The organism is Pseudomonas syringae CC1557 (assembly GCF_000452705.1).
Lineage (GTDB): Bacteria > Pseudomonadota > Gammaproteobacteria > Pseudomonadales > Pseudomonadaceae > Aquipseudomonas > Aquipseudomonas syringae_F.
Map to the genome: position 1 here is coordinate 1,179,421 of NZ_CP007014.1, position 15,221 is coordinate 1,194,641.

Below are 15,221 nucleotides of genomic sequence, written 5' to 3' on the forward strand. Positions count from 1 at the left end.
TGTTTGCGAGCCTGAACAATGTCAGTTGCAACGCTCCTTCAAGCTTAATGAGGAGTGTTCATGCTAACCCAGGAAGAGGATCAGCAGCTTGTCGAGCGCGTTCAGCGCGGTGATACGCGAGCATTTGATCTTTTGGTGCTGAAATATCAGCACAAAATTCTAGGGTTGATCGTGCGATTTGTGCACGACACCCATGAGGCTCAGGATGTTGCACAGGAAGCGTTTATCAAGGCTTACCGTGCACTCGGAAATTTTCGCGGTGACAGCGCTTTTTATACATGGCTGTATCGCATCGCCATTAACACGGCGAAGAACTATCTGGTATCGAGAGGTCGTCGACCACCAGATAGCGATGTAAGGTCTGAAGACGCGGAGTTCTACGACGGCGATCACGGCCTCAAGGACATCGAGTCGCCGGAGCGTGCATTGTTGAGAGATGAGATCGAAGGCACCGTCCATCGGACCATCCAGCTTCTCCCGGAAGATTTGCGTACGGCACTAACTTTACGTGAATTCGATGGTCTGAGTTATGAAGACATTGCGAGCGTCATGCAGTGTCCTGTTGGTACCGTGCGCTCTCGCATCTTTCGCGCTCGGGAAGCCATCGATAAAGCCCTGCAGCCGTTGTTGCAGGAATCCTGAGACAGCGGCGATAGCCCAAGAGAGGAACCCGCCATGAGTCGTGAAGCCCTGCAGGAATCGCTGTCCGCGGTGTTGGATAACGAAGCGGACGAACTGGAATTACGTCGGGTATTGAATGCCATTGACGATGCCGATACACGTGCAACCTGGTCGCGTTATCAAGTTGCTCGTGCAGCGATGCACAAAGAGTTGTTGATCCCTCATCTGGATATCTCGGCTGCTGTATCTGCCGCGATTGCCGATGAAGTCAGCCCGCTCAAGGTTGCACGTGGTCCTTGGCGCACGCTGGGTCGCCTGGCCGTTGCAGCATCGGTTACCGTAGCCGTTCTGGCCGGTGTCCGCCTGTACAACCAGGACGACATCACCAGCACGCAATTGGCTCAGCAGACCCAACAGCCTGCCAACCTGACTGTTCCGCAAGTCAAAGGCCCAGCTGTACTGGCCGGCTACACTGAAAGTGCCGAGCAGGCACCGGGTCCTATGGCCAACGGTGTGTTGCAGGGTGCTGGTGAAGGCGATCAGCGTCTACCGGGTTACCTGCGCCAACACGCTCAGGATGCGGCCTTGAAAGGTACTGAAAGCGCGCTGCCGTATGCGCGTGCTGCCAGCCTGGAAAACCGTTAAGGAGGATCATGCGAGCCGTCCCTCTACTGCCATTACTGCTTGGTGGATGGCTTGCCCTCCCGGTACAGGCGGACGACGCGCAAGACGCTATCAATCGTCTTGCCAAAGTTGATCTGTCGCAGAGTTATCAAGGCACATTTGTATACGAACGCAACGGTAGTTTTTCTACCCATAGGATCTGGCACCGCATAGCGGACGGCAAGGTTCAGGAGCGTTTGTTGCAACTTGATGGTTCTGCTCAGGAAGTGTTGCGCGTTGGCGGGCTCACCGAGTGCGTTAGCGGTACGCTTGAAGCGGGTGTAGCCAATCCGGCTGTTTCTACCGCCCGTGCGTTCGATGTCAAAAGACTTTCCGCCTGGTACGACATGAAAATTGTCGGCAAATCCAGAGTGGCCGGTCGCCAGACGACGATAGTTGCATTGTCGCCCAAAGATCAGCATCGCTACGGCCTGGAACTTCATCTGGATAACGAAACCGGACTTTTGCTCAAATCACTGTTGTTAAGTGAAAAGGGTCAATTGCTTGAGCGTTTCCAGTTTACCGATCTTGATACTGCCAGCGTATTGTCAGATCAGGTGCTCAAAGCCAGCGCCGAGTGCAAGCCGGTGTCTGTCGTAAAAACCAAGCCTGAAGCGTCCATAAGTCCCGTTGCATGGCGCTCGGACTGGCTGCCCCCGGGTTTTGAACTCGGTAGCAGTGGCGTCCGCAAGGATCCCGCTACGCAGTCTTCCGTTACCCGTCTGATGTACGGCGACGGTCTGGCGCGTTTCTCAGTGTTCATCGAAGCCGTGAAAGGCTCGTCTTCGTCAGATATTCGAACCCAGTTAGGGCCTACAGCAGCTGTTTCGCGTCGTCTCACCACGCCTCAGGGTGACATGATGGTGACGGTCGTCGGAGAAGTGCCCATGGGGACTGCCGAGCGTATTGCGTTATCCATGCGCAGTGATGACACTCCAGCAAAGCAATGAATATCTGAAGCGACGAATACCTTGGGTGTAGAAATTTTCATCTTGGGTCAATGAGCCGCCAGACCGCAGTCAAACTGGCCTTGGGCGAGATACTGAAATGTTTGGTGAGGTTTTCACGTTGCAAAACTCCTGTATTTTTTCTATAGGTCACAGCCTCGCAGCTCTGGCCTTTGTCGTTTGTGGGCCATACATCTGACTCTGGAATGAGCATTGCTGCTCGGGATTCCTGAGGCAGCTGCTCTGTACTGCTTAATTTTGCTCGTTACGAACGGGAGCCGTATGTCGATACCACGTATGAAGTCTTATTTTTCCTTGATTGCCGCCGTGCTGATGCTTGGACAGGTCGCTGCGGTCCAAGCCGAAAACCTGCCCGACTTTACCGGGCTGGTCGAACAGGCGTCGCCCGCTGTGGTGAACATCAGTACCCGCCAGAAATTGCCGGATCGGGCTATCGCCAATCAACAGATGCCGGATATGGAAGGCCTGCCGCCGATGCTCCGCGAATTTCTCGAGCGCAGCATGCCGCCGGGTTCACGGGCGCCTGGCAAGGGTGATCGCCAGCGCGAGGCTCAGTCGCTGGGTTCAGGTTTCATCATTTCGCCTGACGGCTATGTTCTGACCAACAACCATGTAATCGACGGTGCCGACGAGATTCTGGTGCGCCTGTCTGATCGCAGCGAATTGAAAGCCAAGCTGGTCGGCACTGATCCACGCACTGACGTCGCCGTTCTGAAGATCGAAGGCAAGGATCTTCCGACTGCCAAGCTGGGCAACTCAAACACGCTCAAGGTAGGTGAGTGGGTGCTGGCGATAGGTTCGCCTTTCGGCTTCGATCACTCGGTGACCAAGGGTATTGTCAGCGCCAAGGGGCGCAGTCTGCCGAATGACACCTATGTGCCGTTCATTCAGACCGACGTGGCGATCAACCCGGGTAACTCGGGCGGTCCGCTGTTCAACATGGCGGGCGAAGTGGTCGGGATCAACTCGCAGATCTTCACCCGTTCCGGCGGTTTCATGGGGCTCTCGTTCGCGATCCCGATTGACGTCGCCATGGATGTTGCCAATCAGCTAAAGGCCAGCGGCAAGGTCAGTCGCGGCTGGCTGGGTGTGGTCATCCAGGAAGTGAACAAGGACCTGGCCGAGTCGTTTGGTCTGGACAAGCCTGCCGGTGCGCTGGTTGCTCAGGTGCTGGAGGACGGTCCGGCGGCCAAGGGTGGCTTGCAGGTCGGTGACGTGATTCTCAGCGCGAACGGTCAGCCCATCATCATGTCGGCTGATCTGCCGCACTTGATCGGTAACCTCAAGGACGGCAGCAAGGCCGAACTTGAAGTGATTCGCGATGGCAAGCGTCAGAAACTGACCGTCACCGTCGGCGCGCTGCCGGATGAAGGTCAGGAAATGGGCGACATGCCTGGCGCCGGTGCCGAACGCAGCAGCAATCGTCTGGGCGTATCGGTGATCGAGCTGACCGCCGAGCAGAAGAAGACCCTGGACATCAAAGGTGGCGTGGCAATCAAGGAAGTCACCGGTGGCCCGGCGGCGCTGATCGGTCTGCAACCGGGTGACGTGATCACTCACCTGAATAACCAGGCGATTACCACCGGCAAGCAGTTCACCGAAGTGGCTAAAAGCCTGCCGAAGGATCGTTCCGTCTCGATGCGCGTTCTGCGTCAGGGTCGAGCGACCTTCATTACCTTCAAGCTGTCCGAGTAACGGGCTGATTGGACCGGGAAGGGTGGCTACGGCCACCCTTTTTTGTGGCTGAATGTTTGCCCGGCATTGATCCGAATGCCTGTAAGCGTGACGCCTCTTGCTTAGTTCAGGTACAATTCCCGGCTATTTTTCGGCGGGCAATCTGCCTGCAACCTTTTTGAGTGTTGATCCGTGAGTGATTTGAGTCATATCCGCAATTTCTCCATCATCGCCCACATTGACCATGGCAAGTCGACGCTGGCCGATCGCTTCATTCAAATGTGCGGCGGCTTGACCGAGCGCGAAATGGAAGCGCAGGTGCTTGACTCCATGGACCTCGAGCGCGAGCGCGGGATCACCATCAAGGCCCATAGCGTTACCCTGTATTACAAGGCCAAGGACGGTATCACCTACCAGCTGAACTTCATTGACACCCCCGGACACGTCGACTTCACCTATGAAGTCAGCCGTTCGCTGGCCGCGTGCGAAGGTGCATTGCTGGTGGTCGATGCCGGTCAGGGCGTAGAGGCCCAGTCGGTTGCCAACTGCTACACCGCCATCGAGCAGGGCCTTGAGGTCATGCCGGTACTGAACAAGATGGACTTGCCGCAGGCCGATCCGGACCGCGTCAAGGAAGAGATCGAGAAGATCATCGGCATCGATGCCACTGACGCCGTCGCGTGCAGCGCCAAGAGCGGCATGGGGGTCGACGAGGTCCTTGAGCGTCTGGTAGCGACCATCCCGCCACCGACCGGTGACATCGAAGCTCCGTTGCAGGCGCTGATCATCGACTCATGGTTCGATAACTACCTGGGCGTCGTGTCGCTGGTGCGTGTACGCCATGGCCGCGTTCGCAAGGGCGACAAGATCCTCGTCAAGTCGACCGGCAAGCTGCACCTGGTCGACAGCGTCGGCGTGTTCAACCCCAAGCACACCGCGACCGTTGATCTGAAAGCCGGCGAAGTGGGCTTCATCATCGCGGGCATCAAGGACATTCACGGTGCACCGGTCGGTGACACCCTGACGCTGAGCACGACCCCCGATGTGGACGTGCTGCCCGGCTTCAAGCGTATCCAGCCTCAGGTTTATGCAGGCCTGTTTCCGGTCAGTTCAGACGACTTCGAAGACTTCCGTGAAGCGCTGCAGAAGCTCACGCTGAACGACTCCTCGCTGCAGTATTCGCCGGAAAGCTCCGACGCACTGGGCTTCGGCTTCCGTTGCGGCTTCCTCGGCATGCTCCACATGGAGATCATCCAGGAGCGCCTGGAGCGCGAGTACAACCTCGACCTGATCACCACCGCGCCCACCGTAATCTTTGAGTTGCTGTTGAAGACCGGTGAGACGATCTACGTCGACAACCCATCCAAACTGCCTGACCTGTCGGCCATCGAAGACATGCGCGAACCTATTGTTCGGGCAAATATTCTTGTGCCGCAGGAGCACCTTGGCAACGTCATTACCCTGTGCATCGAAAAGCGTGGCGTGCAGCACGACATGCTGTTCCTCGGCACTCAGGTTCAGGTGAGCTACGACTTGCCGATGAATGAAGTGGTTCTGGATTTCTTCGATCGTCTCAAGTCTGTCAGCCGTGGTTATGCTTCGCTGGATTATCATTTTGATCGTTACCAGTCAGCTAACCTCGTCAAACTCGACGTGCTGATCAACACCGAGAAGGTCGACGCCCTGGCTCTGATCGTTCACCGCGACAACGCTCACTACAAAGGGCGTGCGTTGACCGAGAAGATGAAAGAGCTGATTCCTCGGCAGATGTTCGACGTGGCAATTCAGGCGGCTATCGGCGGTCAGATTGTGGCGCGGACAACCGTCAAGGCGCTTAGAAAGAACGTATTGGCCAAATGCTACGGTGGTGACGTCAGCCGCAAGCGTAAATTGCTCGAGAAGCAAAAGGCCGGTAAGAAACGCATGAAGCAGGTCGGTAATGTGGAAATTCCACAGGAAGCCTTCCTCGCAGTGCTCAGGTTGGAATAGTCAGGTCCTATGTCACTAAATTTCCCGCTGTTGTTGGTCATTGCTGTGTTTGTCTGTGGCGTGCTCGCACTGATCGACCTGATTGTCCTTGCGCCTCGTCGCCGGGCAGCCATTTCGAACTATCAGGGCAGCGTCGGTGAACCTGACATTGCTGTCGTCGAGCGATTGAACAAGGAACCTTTGCTGGTTGAGTACGGCAAATCGTTCTTTCCGGTGTTGTTTATCGTGCTGGTGCTTCGTTCGTTTCTGGTCGAGCCGTTCCAGATTCCATCGGGCTCCATGAAACCGACGCTGGATGTAGGCGATTTCATTCTGGTCAACAAGTTCTCGTATGGCATCCGCCTGCCGGTCCTGGACCAGAAGGTGATCCAGATCGGTGACCCGCAGCGTGGCGATGTGATGGTGTTCCGCTACCCTAGCGACCCAAGCGTCAACTACATCAAGCGCGTCGTCGGTCTGCCGGGTGATCGCATCCGTTATACCAGCGACAAGCGACTGTTCATCAACGGTGAGCTGGTTGCCAAGAAGCTGATCGGCTCCGAGCCGGGCACACTGGGCAGCGCGGAACTGTATGAAGAGCAACTGGGTGCAGTCGAGCACCAGATCCGTCAGGAAATGACCCGTTACCGTGCGCCGCCCGACAGTGAATGGACCGTACCTGCCGCTCACTACTTCATGATGGGCGACAATCGCGACAACTCCAATGACAGCCGCTACTGGGATGATCCCAATATTCCCAAAGACGAGCTGGGCATGGTTCCAGACAAGAACATCGTGGGCAAAGCCTTCGCGGTATGGATGAGCTGGCCAGAGCCGAAGCTCAGCCACTTCCCTAACTTTGCACGCGTTGGGTTGATCAAGTAATCGATGCGGCGCTGCCTTGAGCAGCGCCGTTTGTCATTTGGGCTGACGGGAAGCGCCTCTGAACGACGCGTCGGCCCGGTCGGGCAAGCTGCGCACTTTTGAGGTCGAACATGAAGTTCTCTACTTCTCAAAAAGGTTTTTCGCTCGTGGGATGGCTGCTGGTGCTGGCGTTGGTCGCCTTTGCGACCAGCACGGCCTTCAAGCTGGTCCCTCACTACCTCGACTACATGACGATGAAGAAAATCATCGAAGCGGTCGACACCAACCAGACCCTGGATATCACCACGGTCGACGAATTTTACGGTTATGTCGGTAAGAACATGCAGGTCAACAGCATTCGGGATATAGATTTGAACAAGGCGTTGAAAGTAACGGTGGAGAACAACGCGTTCAAAGCTCATTTGAATTATGAACAGCGTGAGCCGTGGTTCCAGAACATCGATCTGGTATTGAAGTTCGACAAGCAATTCAGCGTGGGTAAACCGTGAGCGTATCCCTGAGCCGCCTGGAGCGTCAGCTCGGCTACACTTTCAAGGATCAGGAGCTGATGGTTCTCGCCCTGACTCATCGCAGTTTTGCCGGTCGCAACAATGAGCGTCTGGAATTCCTCGGTGATGCCATTCTCAACTTCGTAGCCGGCGAGGCGCTGTTCGAGCGTTTTCCGCAGGCCCGCGAAGGTCAGTTGTCACGCTTGCGAGCGCGGCTGGTGAAGGGTGAAACCCTGGCACTGCTGGCGCGCGGTTTCGATCTGGGCGAGTACCTGCGTCTTGGGTCCGGCGAGTTGAAAAGCGGCGGTTTCCGTCGTGAGTCCATTCTGGCTGACGCGCTTGAAGCGCTGATCGGAGCGATCTATCTCGATGCAGGCATGGAGGCAGCACGTGAACGTGTGCTGGCCTGGCTGACCACCGAGTTCGATAGCCTGACGCTGGTGGACACCAACAAGGACCCGAAAACCCGATTGCAGGAATTCCTTCAGTCGCGCGCCTGCGATCTGCCGCGTTACGAAGTGGTGGATATTCAGGGCGAACCGCATTGCCGGACGTTTTTCGTCGAATGCGAGATCAACCTTTTGAATGAAAAGAGCCGAGGACAGGGTGTCAGCCGCCGGATTGCCGAACAGGTAGCCGCAGCAGCAGCACTCATTGCCCTGGGCGTGGAGAACGGTCATGACTGATACAACCGCAACTCGCTGTGGCTATGTTGCCATCGTCGGCCGCCCTAACGTAGGCAAGTCCACGCTGCTCAACCATATTCTCGGTCAGAAGCTGGCGATTACTTCGCGCAAGCCGCAGACCACTCGTCATAACATGCTGGGCATCAAGACCGAGGGCGCTGTTCAGGCCGTCTATGTCGACACCCCCGGCATGCACAAGAATGGCGAAAAAGCGCTTAACCGCTACATGAACAAGACGGCGTCGGCTGCTTTGAAAGACGTCGACGTGGTGATCTTCGTTGTGGATCGTACCCGCTGGACCGACGAAGACCAAATGGTTCTGGAGCGTGTTCAATACGTCGAGGGTCCGGTGATTCTCGCGATCAACAAGACCGATCGTATCGAAGACAAGAGCGCGCTGATGCCGCATCTGGAGTGGCTGCAAGGCCAGTTGCCGAATGCCTCCATCATGCCGATCTCCGCGCAGCACGGGCACAACCTGGAAGCACTGGAAAGCCTGATCGCTTCCCATCTGCCCGAGAGCGAGCACTTTTTCCCGGAAGATCAGATCACTGACCGCAGCAGTCGCTTCCTGGCTGCCGAACTGGTCCGCGAGAAGATCATGCGCCAGTTGGGTGCCGAGCTTCCGTACCAGATCACCGTCGAAATCGAAGAGTTCAAGCAACAGGGGCGTACGTTGCACATCCACGCCTTGATTCTCGTCGAACGTGATGGTCAAAAGAAGATCATCATTGGCGACAAGGGTGATCGCATCAAGCGTATCGGCAGTGATGCCCGTCGCGACATGGAGCTGTTGTTCGACTCCAAGGTCATGCTCAACCTGTGGGTCAAGGTCAAGGGTGGCTGGTCCGATGATGAGCGCGCACTGCGTTCGCTGGGTTACGGCGACCTTTAAGCTGTCCTTTCGCCTGCCCCCTGAGCGGTCGGGCGAATTCTTTTCTTTCGAGCCCGCCTGATGAGCACGCCTACCGGCCAACCTGCTTATGTGCTCCATAGCCGTGCCTATCGCGAAAACAGCGCGCTGGTCGACTTCCTCACGCCGCAAGGGCTTCTGCGGGCGGTGTTGCGCAGTGCCAAGGGCAAGGCCGGTTCGCTGGCACGGCCATTCGTGCCGCTGGAAGTCGAGTTTCGCGGGCGTGGCGAACTGAAGAACGTCGGGCGCATGGAAAGCGCAGGTGTGGCCACCTGGATGACCGGTGAAGCGCTGTTCAGCGGCATGTACCTCAATGAATTGCTGATTCGCCTGCTGCCTGCCGAAGATCCGCATCCCGCTGTATTCGATCACTATGCCGCCACCTTGCTGGCGCTGGCAGCGGGCCGTCCACTGGAGCCGCTGCTGCGTTCCTTTGAATGGCGGCTGCTGGACGATCTCGGCTACGGTTTTGCCATGGACGCCGATATCAACGGCGAGCCGCTGGCAGCAGATGGCATGTACCGTCTGCAAGTGGATGCCGGGCTTGAGCGTGTCTACCTGTTACAACCCGGGTTGTTCCAGGGCGTCGAGCTGCTGGCCATGGCCGAGGCTGACTGGAGCATCCCTGGCGCATTGTCTGCCGCCAAGCGTCTGATGCGTCAGGCGCTGGCTGTGCATCTGGGCGGACGTCCGCTCGTCAGCCGAGAACTGTTTCGCAAGCCTTGATCAGGCTTTATCCTCTAGAGCCTGCTCGAACGGTCTCAAGTCGATCAAATCAGCCCGTCCATTTTTCTGGAGACAACCGTGATTCAAAGTACTCGCATCCTGCTCGGCGTGAACATCGACCACGTAGCCACCTTGCGTCAGGCTCGCGGCACGCGTTATCCGGACCCGGTGAAAGCCGCGCTGGACGCCGAAGAAGCGGGCGCCGATGGCATTACCGTTCACCTGCGTGAGGACCGTCGACACATTCAGGAACGTGACGTTCTGCTGCTCAAGGATGTGTTGCAGACGCGCATGAATTTCGAGATGGGCGTCACCGAAGAAATGCTCGCCTTTGCCGAGCGCATCCGCCCGGCGCATATCTGTCTGGTGCCGGAGACGCGTCAGGAACTGACCACTGAAGGTGGTCTGGACGTTGCCGGGCAAGAAGCGCGCATCAAGGCGGCGGTCGAGCGACTGGCGAAGATCGGCTGTGAAGTCTCGTTGTTCATCGACGCCGACGAGCGTCAGATTGCGGCGTCAAAGCGCGTGGGGGCGCCAGCCATCGAACTGCACACCGGCCGTTATGCGGACGCCCAGACGCCGACCGAAGTGGCCGAAGAGCTGCAGCGGGTTGCCGATGGCGTAGCGTTTGGTCTTGCTCAGGGCCTGATCGTCAACGCCGGTCACGGCCTGCATTACCACAACGTCGAAGCGGTCGCGGCAATCAAGGGCATCAATGAACTCAACATCGGCCACGCGCTGGTGGCTCACGCTTTGTTCGTTGGCTTCAAGGCGGCGGTGTCCGAAATGAAAGCGCTGATCGTCGCGGCTGCCAGGTAAGTATCGGTCAAGGCTTGCGCCCCACGATCACCGCACGCATGGGTGCTGGCAGGCCTTCTACCGTCTTGCTGTGATCGGCAGGGTCCAGATAATCGCTCAATGACTGAAAGCGCATCCACTCGGTGCTGCGCTGTTCTTCGACTGTCGTGTGGCTGACGTCCACGCAACGCACGTCAGTAAAGCCTGCGCGGCGCATCCACAGCTCCAGCGCGGGCACTGAGGGCAGGAACCATACGTTGCGCATTTGCGCGTAACGGTCTTCCGGCACCAGCACCTGATGCACATCGCCCGGCACCACCAGGGTTTCCATGACCAGTTCGCCACCTTTGACCAGACAGTCTTTCAGCGCCAGCAAATGGTCGATCGGCGATTTGCGGTGATACAGCACGCCCATGGAGAACACCGTGTCGAAGCCTTCCAGATTGGCCGGCAGGTCTTCAAGCGCGAAGGGCAGGTGCCAGGCGGGAAGGTCAGGCAGGTAGCGCTGCATGGCCTGGAACTGGCAGAAGAACAGCCAGTTAGGGTCGACGCCGATCACGCTGTCGGCACCGGCACCCAGCATGCGCCATTGGTAATAGCCGTTGCCGCACCCTACGTCCAGGACGCGTTTGCCCTTCAGATCGAGGTGTGGTGACACCCGCGACCACTTCCAGTCCGAGCGCCATTCGGTATCGATATGCACGCCGAATACGTTGAACGGCCCTTTGCGCCATGGCGACAAACCGAGCAGCGCTTTACGCAGCACGGTACGGGTTTCGCCATCGCACTCGGTTTCCAGGGTAAAGCTGTCAGCCAGATCGACTTTTTCAGGTTGCAGTTCCGGCAATGCATCCAGTGCACTTTGCCAGCGTTGCAGGTCACCGTGCCCCTTGGTCATCTTGGTGTCGAGTTGTGCCTGCAGGCCATTGGCCCATTCAGCCAAAGGGGTTCCCGCCAGACGACGGACAAGAGGAGCGAGATCAATCATGGCAGGGCAATCAACGAGGCAAAGTTAAGGCATTGGAACCAGGGCACGACCTTGGAAAAGCCTGCCGCCAGCAGGCGCTGGCGGTGTTCTTCAAGGCTGTCGGGTTTCATGACGTTTTCGATGGCACTGCGTTTCTGGGAGATTTCCAGATCGCTGTAGCCGTTGGCGCGTTTGAAGGCGATGTGCAGATCAGTCAGCAGCGCCTGTTCCTGCTCATCGTTGAAACGCAGTTTTTCGGAAAGGATCAGCGCGCCACCCGGTACCAATGCGTCACGAATACGGCCGAGCAACGCCAGGCGTTGCTCGGGAGCGATGAATTGCAGGGTGAAATTCAACGCCACGACCGAGGCTGGCTTGAACTCCAGGGCCAGGATATCGCCCTCGATGACTTGCACCGGTAGTAACTCCTGAAACATCGAATTCTGCGCGTTGAGGTACTCACGGCAGCGCTCGACCATTGCGCTGGAATTGTCTATCGCAATGACTTCACAGCCTTCGCCGCGTACATGACGACGCAGGGCTTGAGTGACAGCACCCAATGAACTGCCGAGGTCATACAGCACGGTGTGAGGCTGTGCGAACTGCGCGGCGAGCACACCGAGGTTTTCGACAATCGTCGGGTAGCCTGGCACCGAGCGTTTGATCATGTCCGGGAATACCCGAACCACGTCTTCGTTGAAGGCGAAGTCAGGCACCTGAGCCAGGGGCTGGGCGAAAATGCGGTCGGGTTCTTTGCTCACGGCGGTTCCGGCGAAGGCTTTGAAAGGCGGGCATTCTAGCCAACTTGTCGCCGGGATGCATGGTGCAGCGTGTGCGCTCGGACCAGCCGCACCCCACGCATCAGTTCACGGTGATTGAGCACTCGAACGTCTGTTCCGGCGGTACTTCCGGGGCCCAGGGCTGCTGATAGGTCATCATCAGCTTGCCGGTGCCAGCGTCGGTGGCCTTATAGCGCCACACAGACTGTCCGCCGTTGCCGACCGTCTCCTTGCTTTCGGCGTTGGCATACACCTCAGGCCCCAGACTGCGCAGGACACTCTGCGCCGGGTTCTGGGTCAGCCAGCGAAAGCCGGTTGTCGGGTTGCTGGGCAGCGTCAGAATCAGCGTCTGCCCGGACTTGAGTGTCAGCGGGCAATCGCTTTGCGTGTCGATGGAAACAATATTCTTCGGCGTCTGAGCGCACGCCGTCAGCAGCGCAAGGCTCAACGGTGCGATAAAACGGGCAGGGGTCATGGCAAGTTCCGGTATTGCGAGACGATGCCAAAGGATAACCGATCAGGGTTTTGTGCGGGAGTGGGGCGCAGAATCCGCTTGGGATCTGCGCCCCTCCCACCTTTAAAACAGCACTTTCACCACATCCGCAAAGCGCTTCGCGAAGTGGACGGTGATGCCTTCCTTGAGATAATCCGGCAGTTCCTCGAAATTGCCACGGTTCGGCTCTGGCAGGATCAGTTCGTGGATTTTCTGGCGACGGGCGGCAATGACCTTTTCGCGCACGCCACCGATAGGCAGCACATGGCCCGTCAAGGTCAGTTCGCCGGTCATGGCGACGCCTTTCTTCGGCGCCTGATTACGCGCCAGCGACAGCAAGGCACTGGCCATGGTCACGCCTGCGCTCGGACCGTCCTTCGGGGTTGCGCCCTCGGGAACGTGAACGTGCACGAACGCTTCATCGAAGAACTTCGCATCGCCGCCAAACTTCGCCAGATTGGCACTGACGTAGCTATAAGCGATTTCTGCCGACTCCTTCATCACATCGCCCAATTGCCCGGTCAGCTTGAAGCCACGGTTCAAGGTGTGAATACGCGTGGCTTCGATCGGCAGGGTGGCGCCGCCCATGCTGGTCCAGGCCAGACCGGTAATCACGCCAACCCCCGACAGCACCTGTTCGCTGCGGAACACCGGCATGCCCAGCGACGCTTCGAGGTCTTTTGGCCCGATCTTGATCACTGAATCAGGCGCATCCAGCAGTTTCACGACAGCTTTGCGCACCAGTTTGCCGAGCTGTTTTTCCAGATGCCGTACACCGGCTTCTCGCGCATAGCCTTCGATGACGGCGCGCAGTGCTGTGTCACTGATACTCAACTTGTTTTTCGCCACGCCGGCTTTCGCCAACTGCTTGGGCCACAAGTGCCGCTTGGCAATCGCCAGTTTCTCTTCGGTGATGTAGCCAGACAGGCGAATCACTTCCATCCGGTCAAGCAACGGACCGGGGATCGAGTCCAGGGTGTTGGCGGTGCAAATGAACAGCACCTTCGACAGGTCCAGACGCAGGTCCAGATAGTGATCGAGAAATTCGACGTTCTGTTCCGGGTCCAGGGTTTCCAGCAGCGCAGACGCAGGGTCGCCCTGATAGCTCTGGCCCATCTTGTCGATTTCATCGAGCATGATCACCGGGTTCATGACTTCGACGTCTTTCAGCGCCTGCACCAGCTTGCCCGGCTGGGCACCGATATACGTGCGGCGATGGCCCTTGATCTCGGCCTCGTCACGCATGCCGCCCACGCTCAGGCGATAGAACGGCCGACCCAGGGATTCGGCAATCGAACGGCCGACGCTGGTCTTGCCCACGCCGGGCGGGCCAACCAGCAGCACGATCGAACCGCTGATTTCGCCTTTATAAGCACCCACCGCGAGGAATTCGAGGATCCGCGCCTTGATGTCATCCAGCCCGGCGTGGTGCTGATCGAGCACTTTGCGCGCATGCTTGAGGTCCAGCTTGTCGGCACCATAGACGCCCCACGGCAACGAGCTGGTCCAGTCCAGATAATTACGCGTCACCGCGTATTCAGGCGAGCCTGTTTCCAGCACCTTGAGCTTGCCTATTTCCTCATCGAACTTCTTGCGCGCCTGTGGCGGCAACGTCTTGCCTTCGAGGCGCTGCTCGAATTGTTCGATGTCCGCACTGCGATCGTCCTTGCTCAGCCCCAGCTCCTGCTGAATGACCTTGAGCTGCTCCTTGAGGAAGAACTGGCGCTGATGCTCGCCGATCTTGCGATTCACCTCGGCCGAGATCTCTTTCTGCAGGCGCGCAACCTCGACTTCCTTGCGCAGCATGGGCAGGACTTTTTCCATGCGCTTGAGCATCGGCACGCAGTCGAGCACCTGTTGCAGCTCGACGCCGGTGGCAGACGTCAGTGCAGCTGCAAAGTCGGTGAGCGGCGAAGGATCGTTGGGGCTGAAGCGATTGAGGTAATTCTTCAATTCTTCGCTGTACAACGGGTTGAGCGGCAGCAGTTCCTTGATCGCATTGATCAGCGCCATGCCGTACGCCTTTACCTCGTCGGTTGGCTCGTTGGGCTGCTGCGGGTACTCGACTTCAACCAGATAAGGCGGGCGATGATGCTTGAGCCAAGTGCGAATACGCACGCGGCTCAGGCCTTGAGCCACGAACTGCAAGCGACCATTTTCACGACTGGCGTGGTGAACCTTGACCAAAGTGCCATACTCGGGGAGCGCGGCGGTGTCGAAGTGGCGGGGATCTTCCTGCGGCGTGTCCATGAAGAACAGCGCAAGCGAGTGATGATCGGACTTGCTGACCAGCTCGAGGGTCTCGGCCCACGGCTCTTCATTGACGATCACCGGTAACACTTGCGCAGGGAAGAAGGGACGGTTGTGAATCGGAATGATGTAAACCTTGTCCGGCAGGTTCTGGCCGGGCAAGGCAAGCGAGGTGCTGTCAGAACTCAGCGACACGTCGTGCTCGTCTGCGTCATCGGTCAAATCTGGCGAGTCTGTCTGCTGGTCGCTCATGGGGCACCTGAGAAGTTGAACATGGCTCTTAGATGGGGCAGCAGCCCTCAGGTTTCAATAGTCTTGGTCGATAGTCTGTTAAGCGGCAGT

15 protein-coding genes are annotated in these 15,221 nt (G+C 57.9%); 11 read left to right on the forward strand and 4 right to left on the reverse strand.

Annotated features, from left to right (window positions below; all coding sequences use genetic code 11):
• The first annotated feature begins 60 nt into the window (after positions 1-60).
• The 11 genes from rpoE to pdxJ all read left to right on the forward strand — a co-directional run bounded on the left by rpoE (position 61) and on the right by pdxJ (position 10,411).
• A complete protein-coding gene (gene rpoE, locus N018_RS05600; protein WP_002554912.1) occupies positions 61-642 on the forward strand; it encodes an RNA polymerase sigma factor RpoE in 582 nt (193 codons plus the stop codon).
• Between the two features lie 33 nt (positions 643-675).
• Entirely contained in the window at positions 676-1,266 is a 591-nt protein-coding gene (locus tag N018_RS05605) for an anti sigma-E factor RseA C-terminal domain-containing protein (RefSeq protein WP_024645301.1), read from the forward strand.
• 8 nt (positions 1,267-1,274) lie between these two features.
• Positions 1,275-2,234, forward strand: coding sequence for a MucB/RseB C-terminal domain-containing protein (locus N018_RS05610; protein WP_025389058.1), 960 nt, complete (start codon positions 1,275-1,277; stop codon positions 2,232-2,234).
• A 330-nt stretch (positions 2,235-2,564) separates the two neighbouring features.
• Positions 2,565-3,947, forward strand: a complete 1,383-nt coding sequence (locus tag N018_RS05615; RefSeq protein ID WP_418903468.1) for a DegQ family serine endoprotease — start codon at positions 2,565-2,567, stop codon at positions 3,945-3,947.
• A gap of 171 nt (positions 3,948-4,118) precedes the next feature.
• Complete coding sequence (gene lepA, locus N018_RS05620) at positions 4,119-5,915, forward strand: translation elongation factor 4 (RefSeq protein ID WP_024645298.1); 1,797 nt, start codon at positions 4,119-4,121, stop codon at positions 5,913-5,915.
• 9 nt (positions 5,916-5,924) lie between these two features.
• Positions 5,925-6,779, forward strand: a complete 855-nt coding sequence (gene lepB / locus N018_RS05625) for a signal peptidase I (RefSeq protein WP_024645297.1) — start codon at positions 5,925-5,927, stop codon at positions 6,777-6,779.
• Positions 6,780-6,889: 110 nt separating this feature from the next.
• Positions 6,890-7,267: a DUF4845 domain-containing protein gene (locus N018_RS05630; RefSeq protein ID WP_024645296.1), complete on the forward strand. Its 378-nt coding sequence runs from the start codon at positions 6,890-6,892 to the stop codon at positions 7,265-7,267.
• Positions 7,264-7,953: a ribonuclease III gene (gene rnc / locus N018_RS05635; RefSeq protein ID WP_007248792.1), complete on the forward strand. Its 690-nt coding sequence runs from the start codon at positions 7,264-7,266 to the stop codon at positions 7,951-7,953. The genes N018_RS05630 and rnc overlap by 4 nt, the downstream gene beginning before the upstream one ends.
• Positions 7,946-8,848, forward strand: a complete 903-nt coding sequence (era, locus tag N018_RS05640; protein WP_024645295.1) for a GTPase Era — start codon at positions 7,946-7,948, stop codon at positions 8,846-8,848. The genes rnc and era overlap by 8 nt, the downstream gene beginning before the upstream one ends.
• Positions 8,849-8,908: 60 nt before the next feature.
• A complete protein-coding gene (gene recO / locus N018_RS05645) occupies positions 8,909-9,592 on the forward strand; it encodes a DNA repair protein RecO (RefSeq protein ID WP_024645294.1) in 684 nt (227 codons plus the stop codon).
• 78 nt (positions 9,593-9,670) lie between these two features.
• The gene (gene pdxJ / locus N018_RS05650) at positions 9,671-10,411 is read left to right on the forward strand and encodes a pyridoxine 5'-phosphate synthase (RefSeq protein ID WP_024645293.1); all 741 of its coding nucleotides are present in this window, start codon (positions 9,671-9,673) and stop codon (positions 10,409-10,411) included.
• Between the two features lie 7 nt (positions 10,412-10,418).
• Here pdxJ and cmoB read toward each other — a convergent pair whose 3' ends face one another.
• The 4 genes from cmoB to lon all read right to left on the reverse strand — a co-directional run bounded on the left by cmoB (position 10,419) and on the right by lon (position 15,131).
• The gene (cmoB, locus tag N018_RS05655) at positions 10,419-11,378 is read right to left on the reverse strand and encodes a tRNA 5-methoxyuridine(34)/uridine 5-oxyacetic acid(34) synthase CmoB (RefSeq protein WP_025389059.1); all 960 of its coding nucleotides are present in this window, start codon (positions 11,376-11,378) and stop codon (positions 10,419-10,421) included.
• The gene (gene cmoA, locus N018_RS05660) at positions 11,375-12,118 is read right to left on the reverse strand and encodes a carboxy-S-adenosyl-L-methionine synthase CmoA (protein WP_024645291.1); all 744 of its coding nucleotides are present in this window, start codon (positions 12,116-12,118) and stop codon (positions 11,375-11,377) included. The genes cmoB and cmoA overlap by 4 nt, the downstream gene beginning before the upstream one ends.
• 100 nt (positions 12,119-12,218) lie before the next feature.
• Positions 12,219-12,611, reverse strand: coding sequence for a protease inhibitor I42 family protein (locus N018_RS05665; protein WP_025389060.1), 393 nt, complete (start codon positions 12,609-12,611; stop codon positions 12,219-12,221).
• A 102-nt stretch (positions 12,612-12,713) separates the two neighbouring features.
• A complete protein-coding gene (lon, locus tag N018_RS05670) occupies positions 12,714-15,131 on the reverse strand; it encodes an endopeptidase La (protein WP_024645289.1) in 2,418 nt (805 codons plus the stop codon).
• Positions 15,132-15,221: the final 90 nt, after the last annotated feature.

Bases quoted from the DNA above. Each gene is read 5' to 3' on its own strand.
- N018_RS05630 (WP_024645296.1), top strand. From the start codon at position 6,890: ATGAAGTTCTCTACTTCTCAAAAAGGTTTTTCGCTCGTGGGATGGCTG.
- recO (WP_024645294.1), top strand. From the start codon at position 8,909: ATGAGCACGCCTACCGGCCAACCTGCTTATGTGCTCCATAGCCGTGCC.
- N018_RS05615 (WP_418903468.1), top strand. From the start codon at position 2,565: ATGCTTGGACAGGTCGCTGCGGTCCAAGCCGAAAACCTGCCCGACTTT.
- N018_RS05610 (WP_025389058.1), top strand. From the start codon at position 1,275: ATGCGAGCCGTCCCTCTACTGCCATTACTGCTTGGTGGATGGCTTGCC.
- cmoB (WP_025389059.1), bottom strand. From the start codon at position 11,378: ATGATTGATCTCGCTCCTCTTGTCCGTCGTCTGGCGGGAACCCCTTTG.
- lepB (WP_024645297.1), top strand. From the start codon at position 5,925: ATGTCACTAAATTTCCCGCTGTTGTTGGTCATTGCTGTGTTTGTCTGT.
- N018_RS05605 (WP_024645301.1), top strand. From the start codon at position 676: ATGAGTCGTGAAGCCCTGCAGGAATCGCTGTCCGCGGTGTTGGATAAC.
- lon (WP_024645289.1), bottom strand. From the start codon at position 15,131: ATGAGCGACCAGCAGACAGACTCGCCAGATTTGACCGATGACGCAGAC.
- N018_RS05665 (WP_025389060.1), bottom strand. From the start codon at position 12,611: ATGACCCCTGCCCGTTTTATCGCACCGTTGAGCCTTGCGCTGCTGACG.
- rpoE (WP_002554912.1), top strand. From the start codon at position 61: ATGCTAACCCAGGAAGAGGATCAGCAGCTTGTCGAGCGCGTTCAGCGC.
- era (WP_024645295.1), top strand. From the start codon at position 7,946: ATGACTGATACAACCGCAACTCGCTGTGGCTATGTTGCCATCGTCGGC.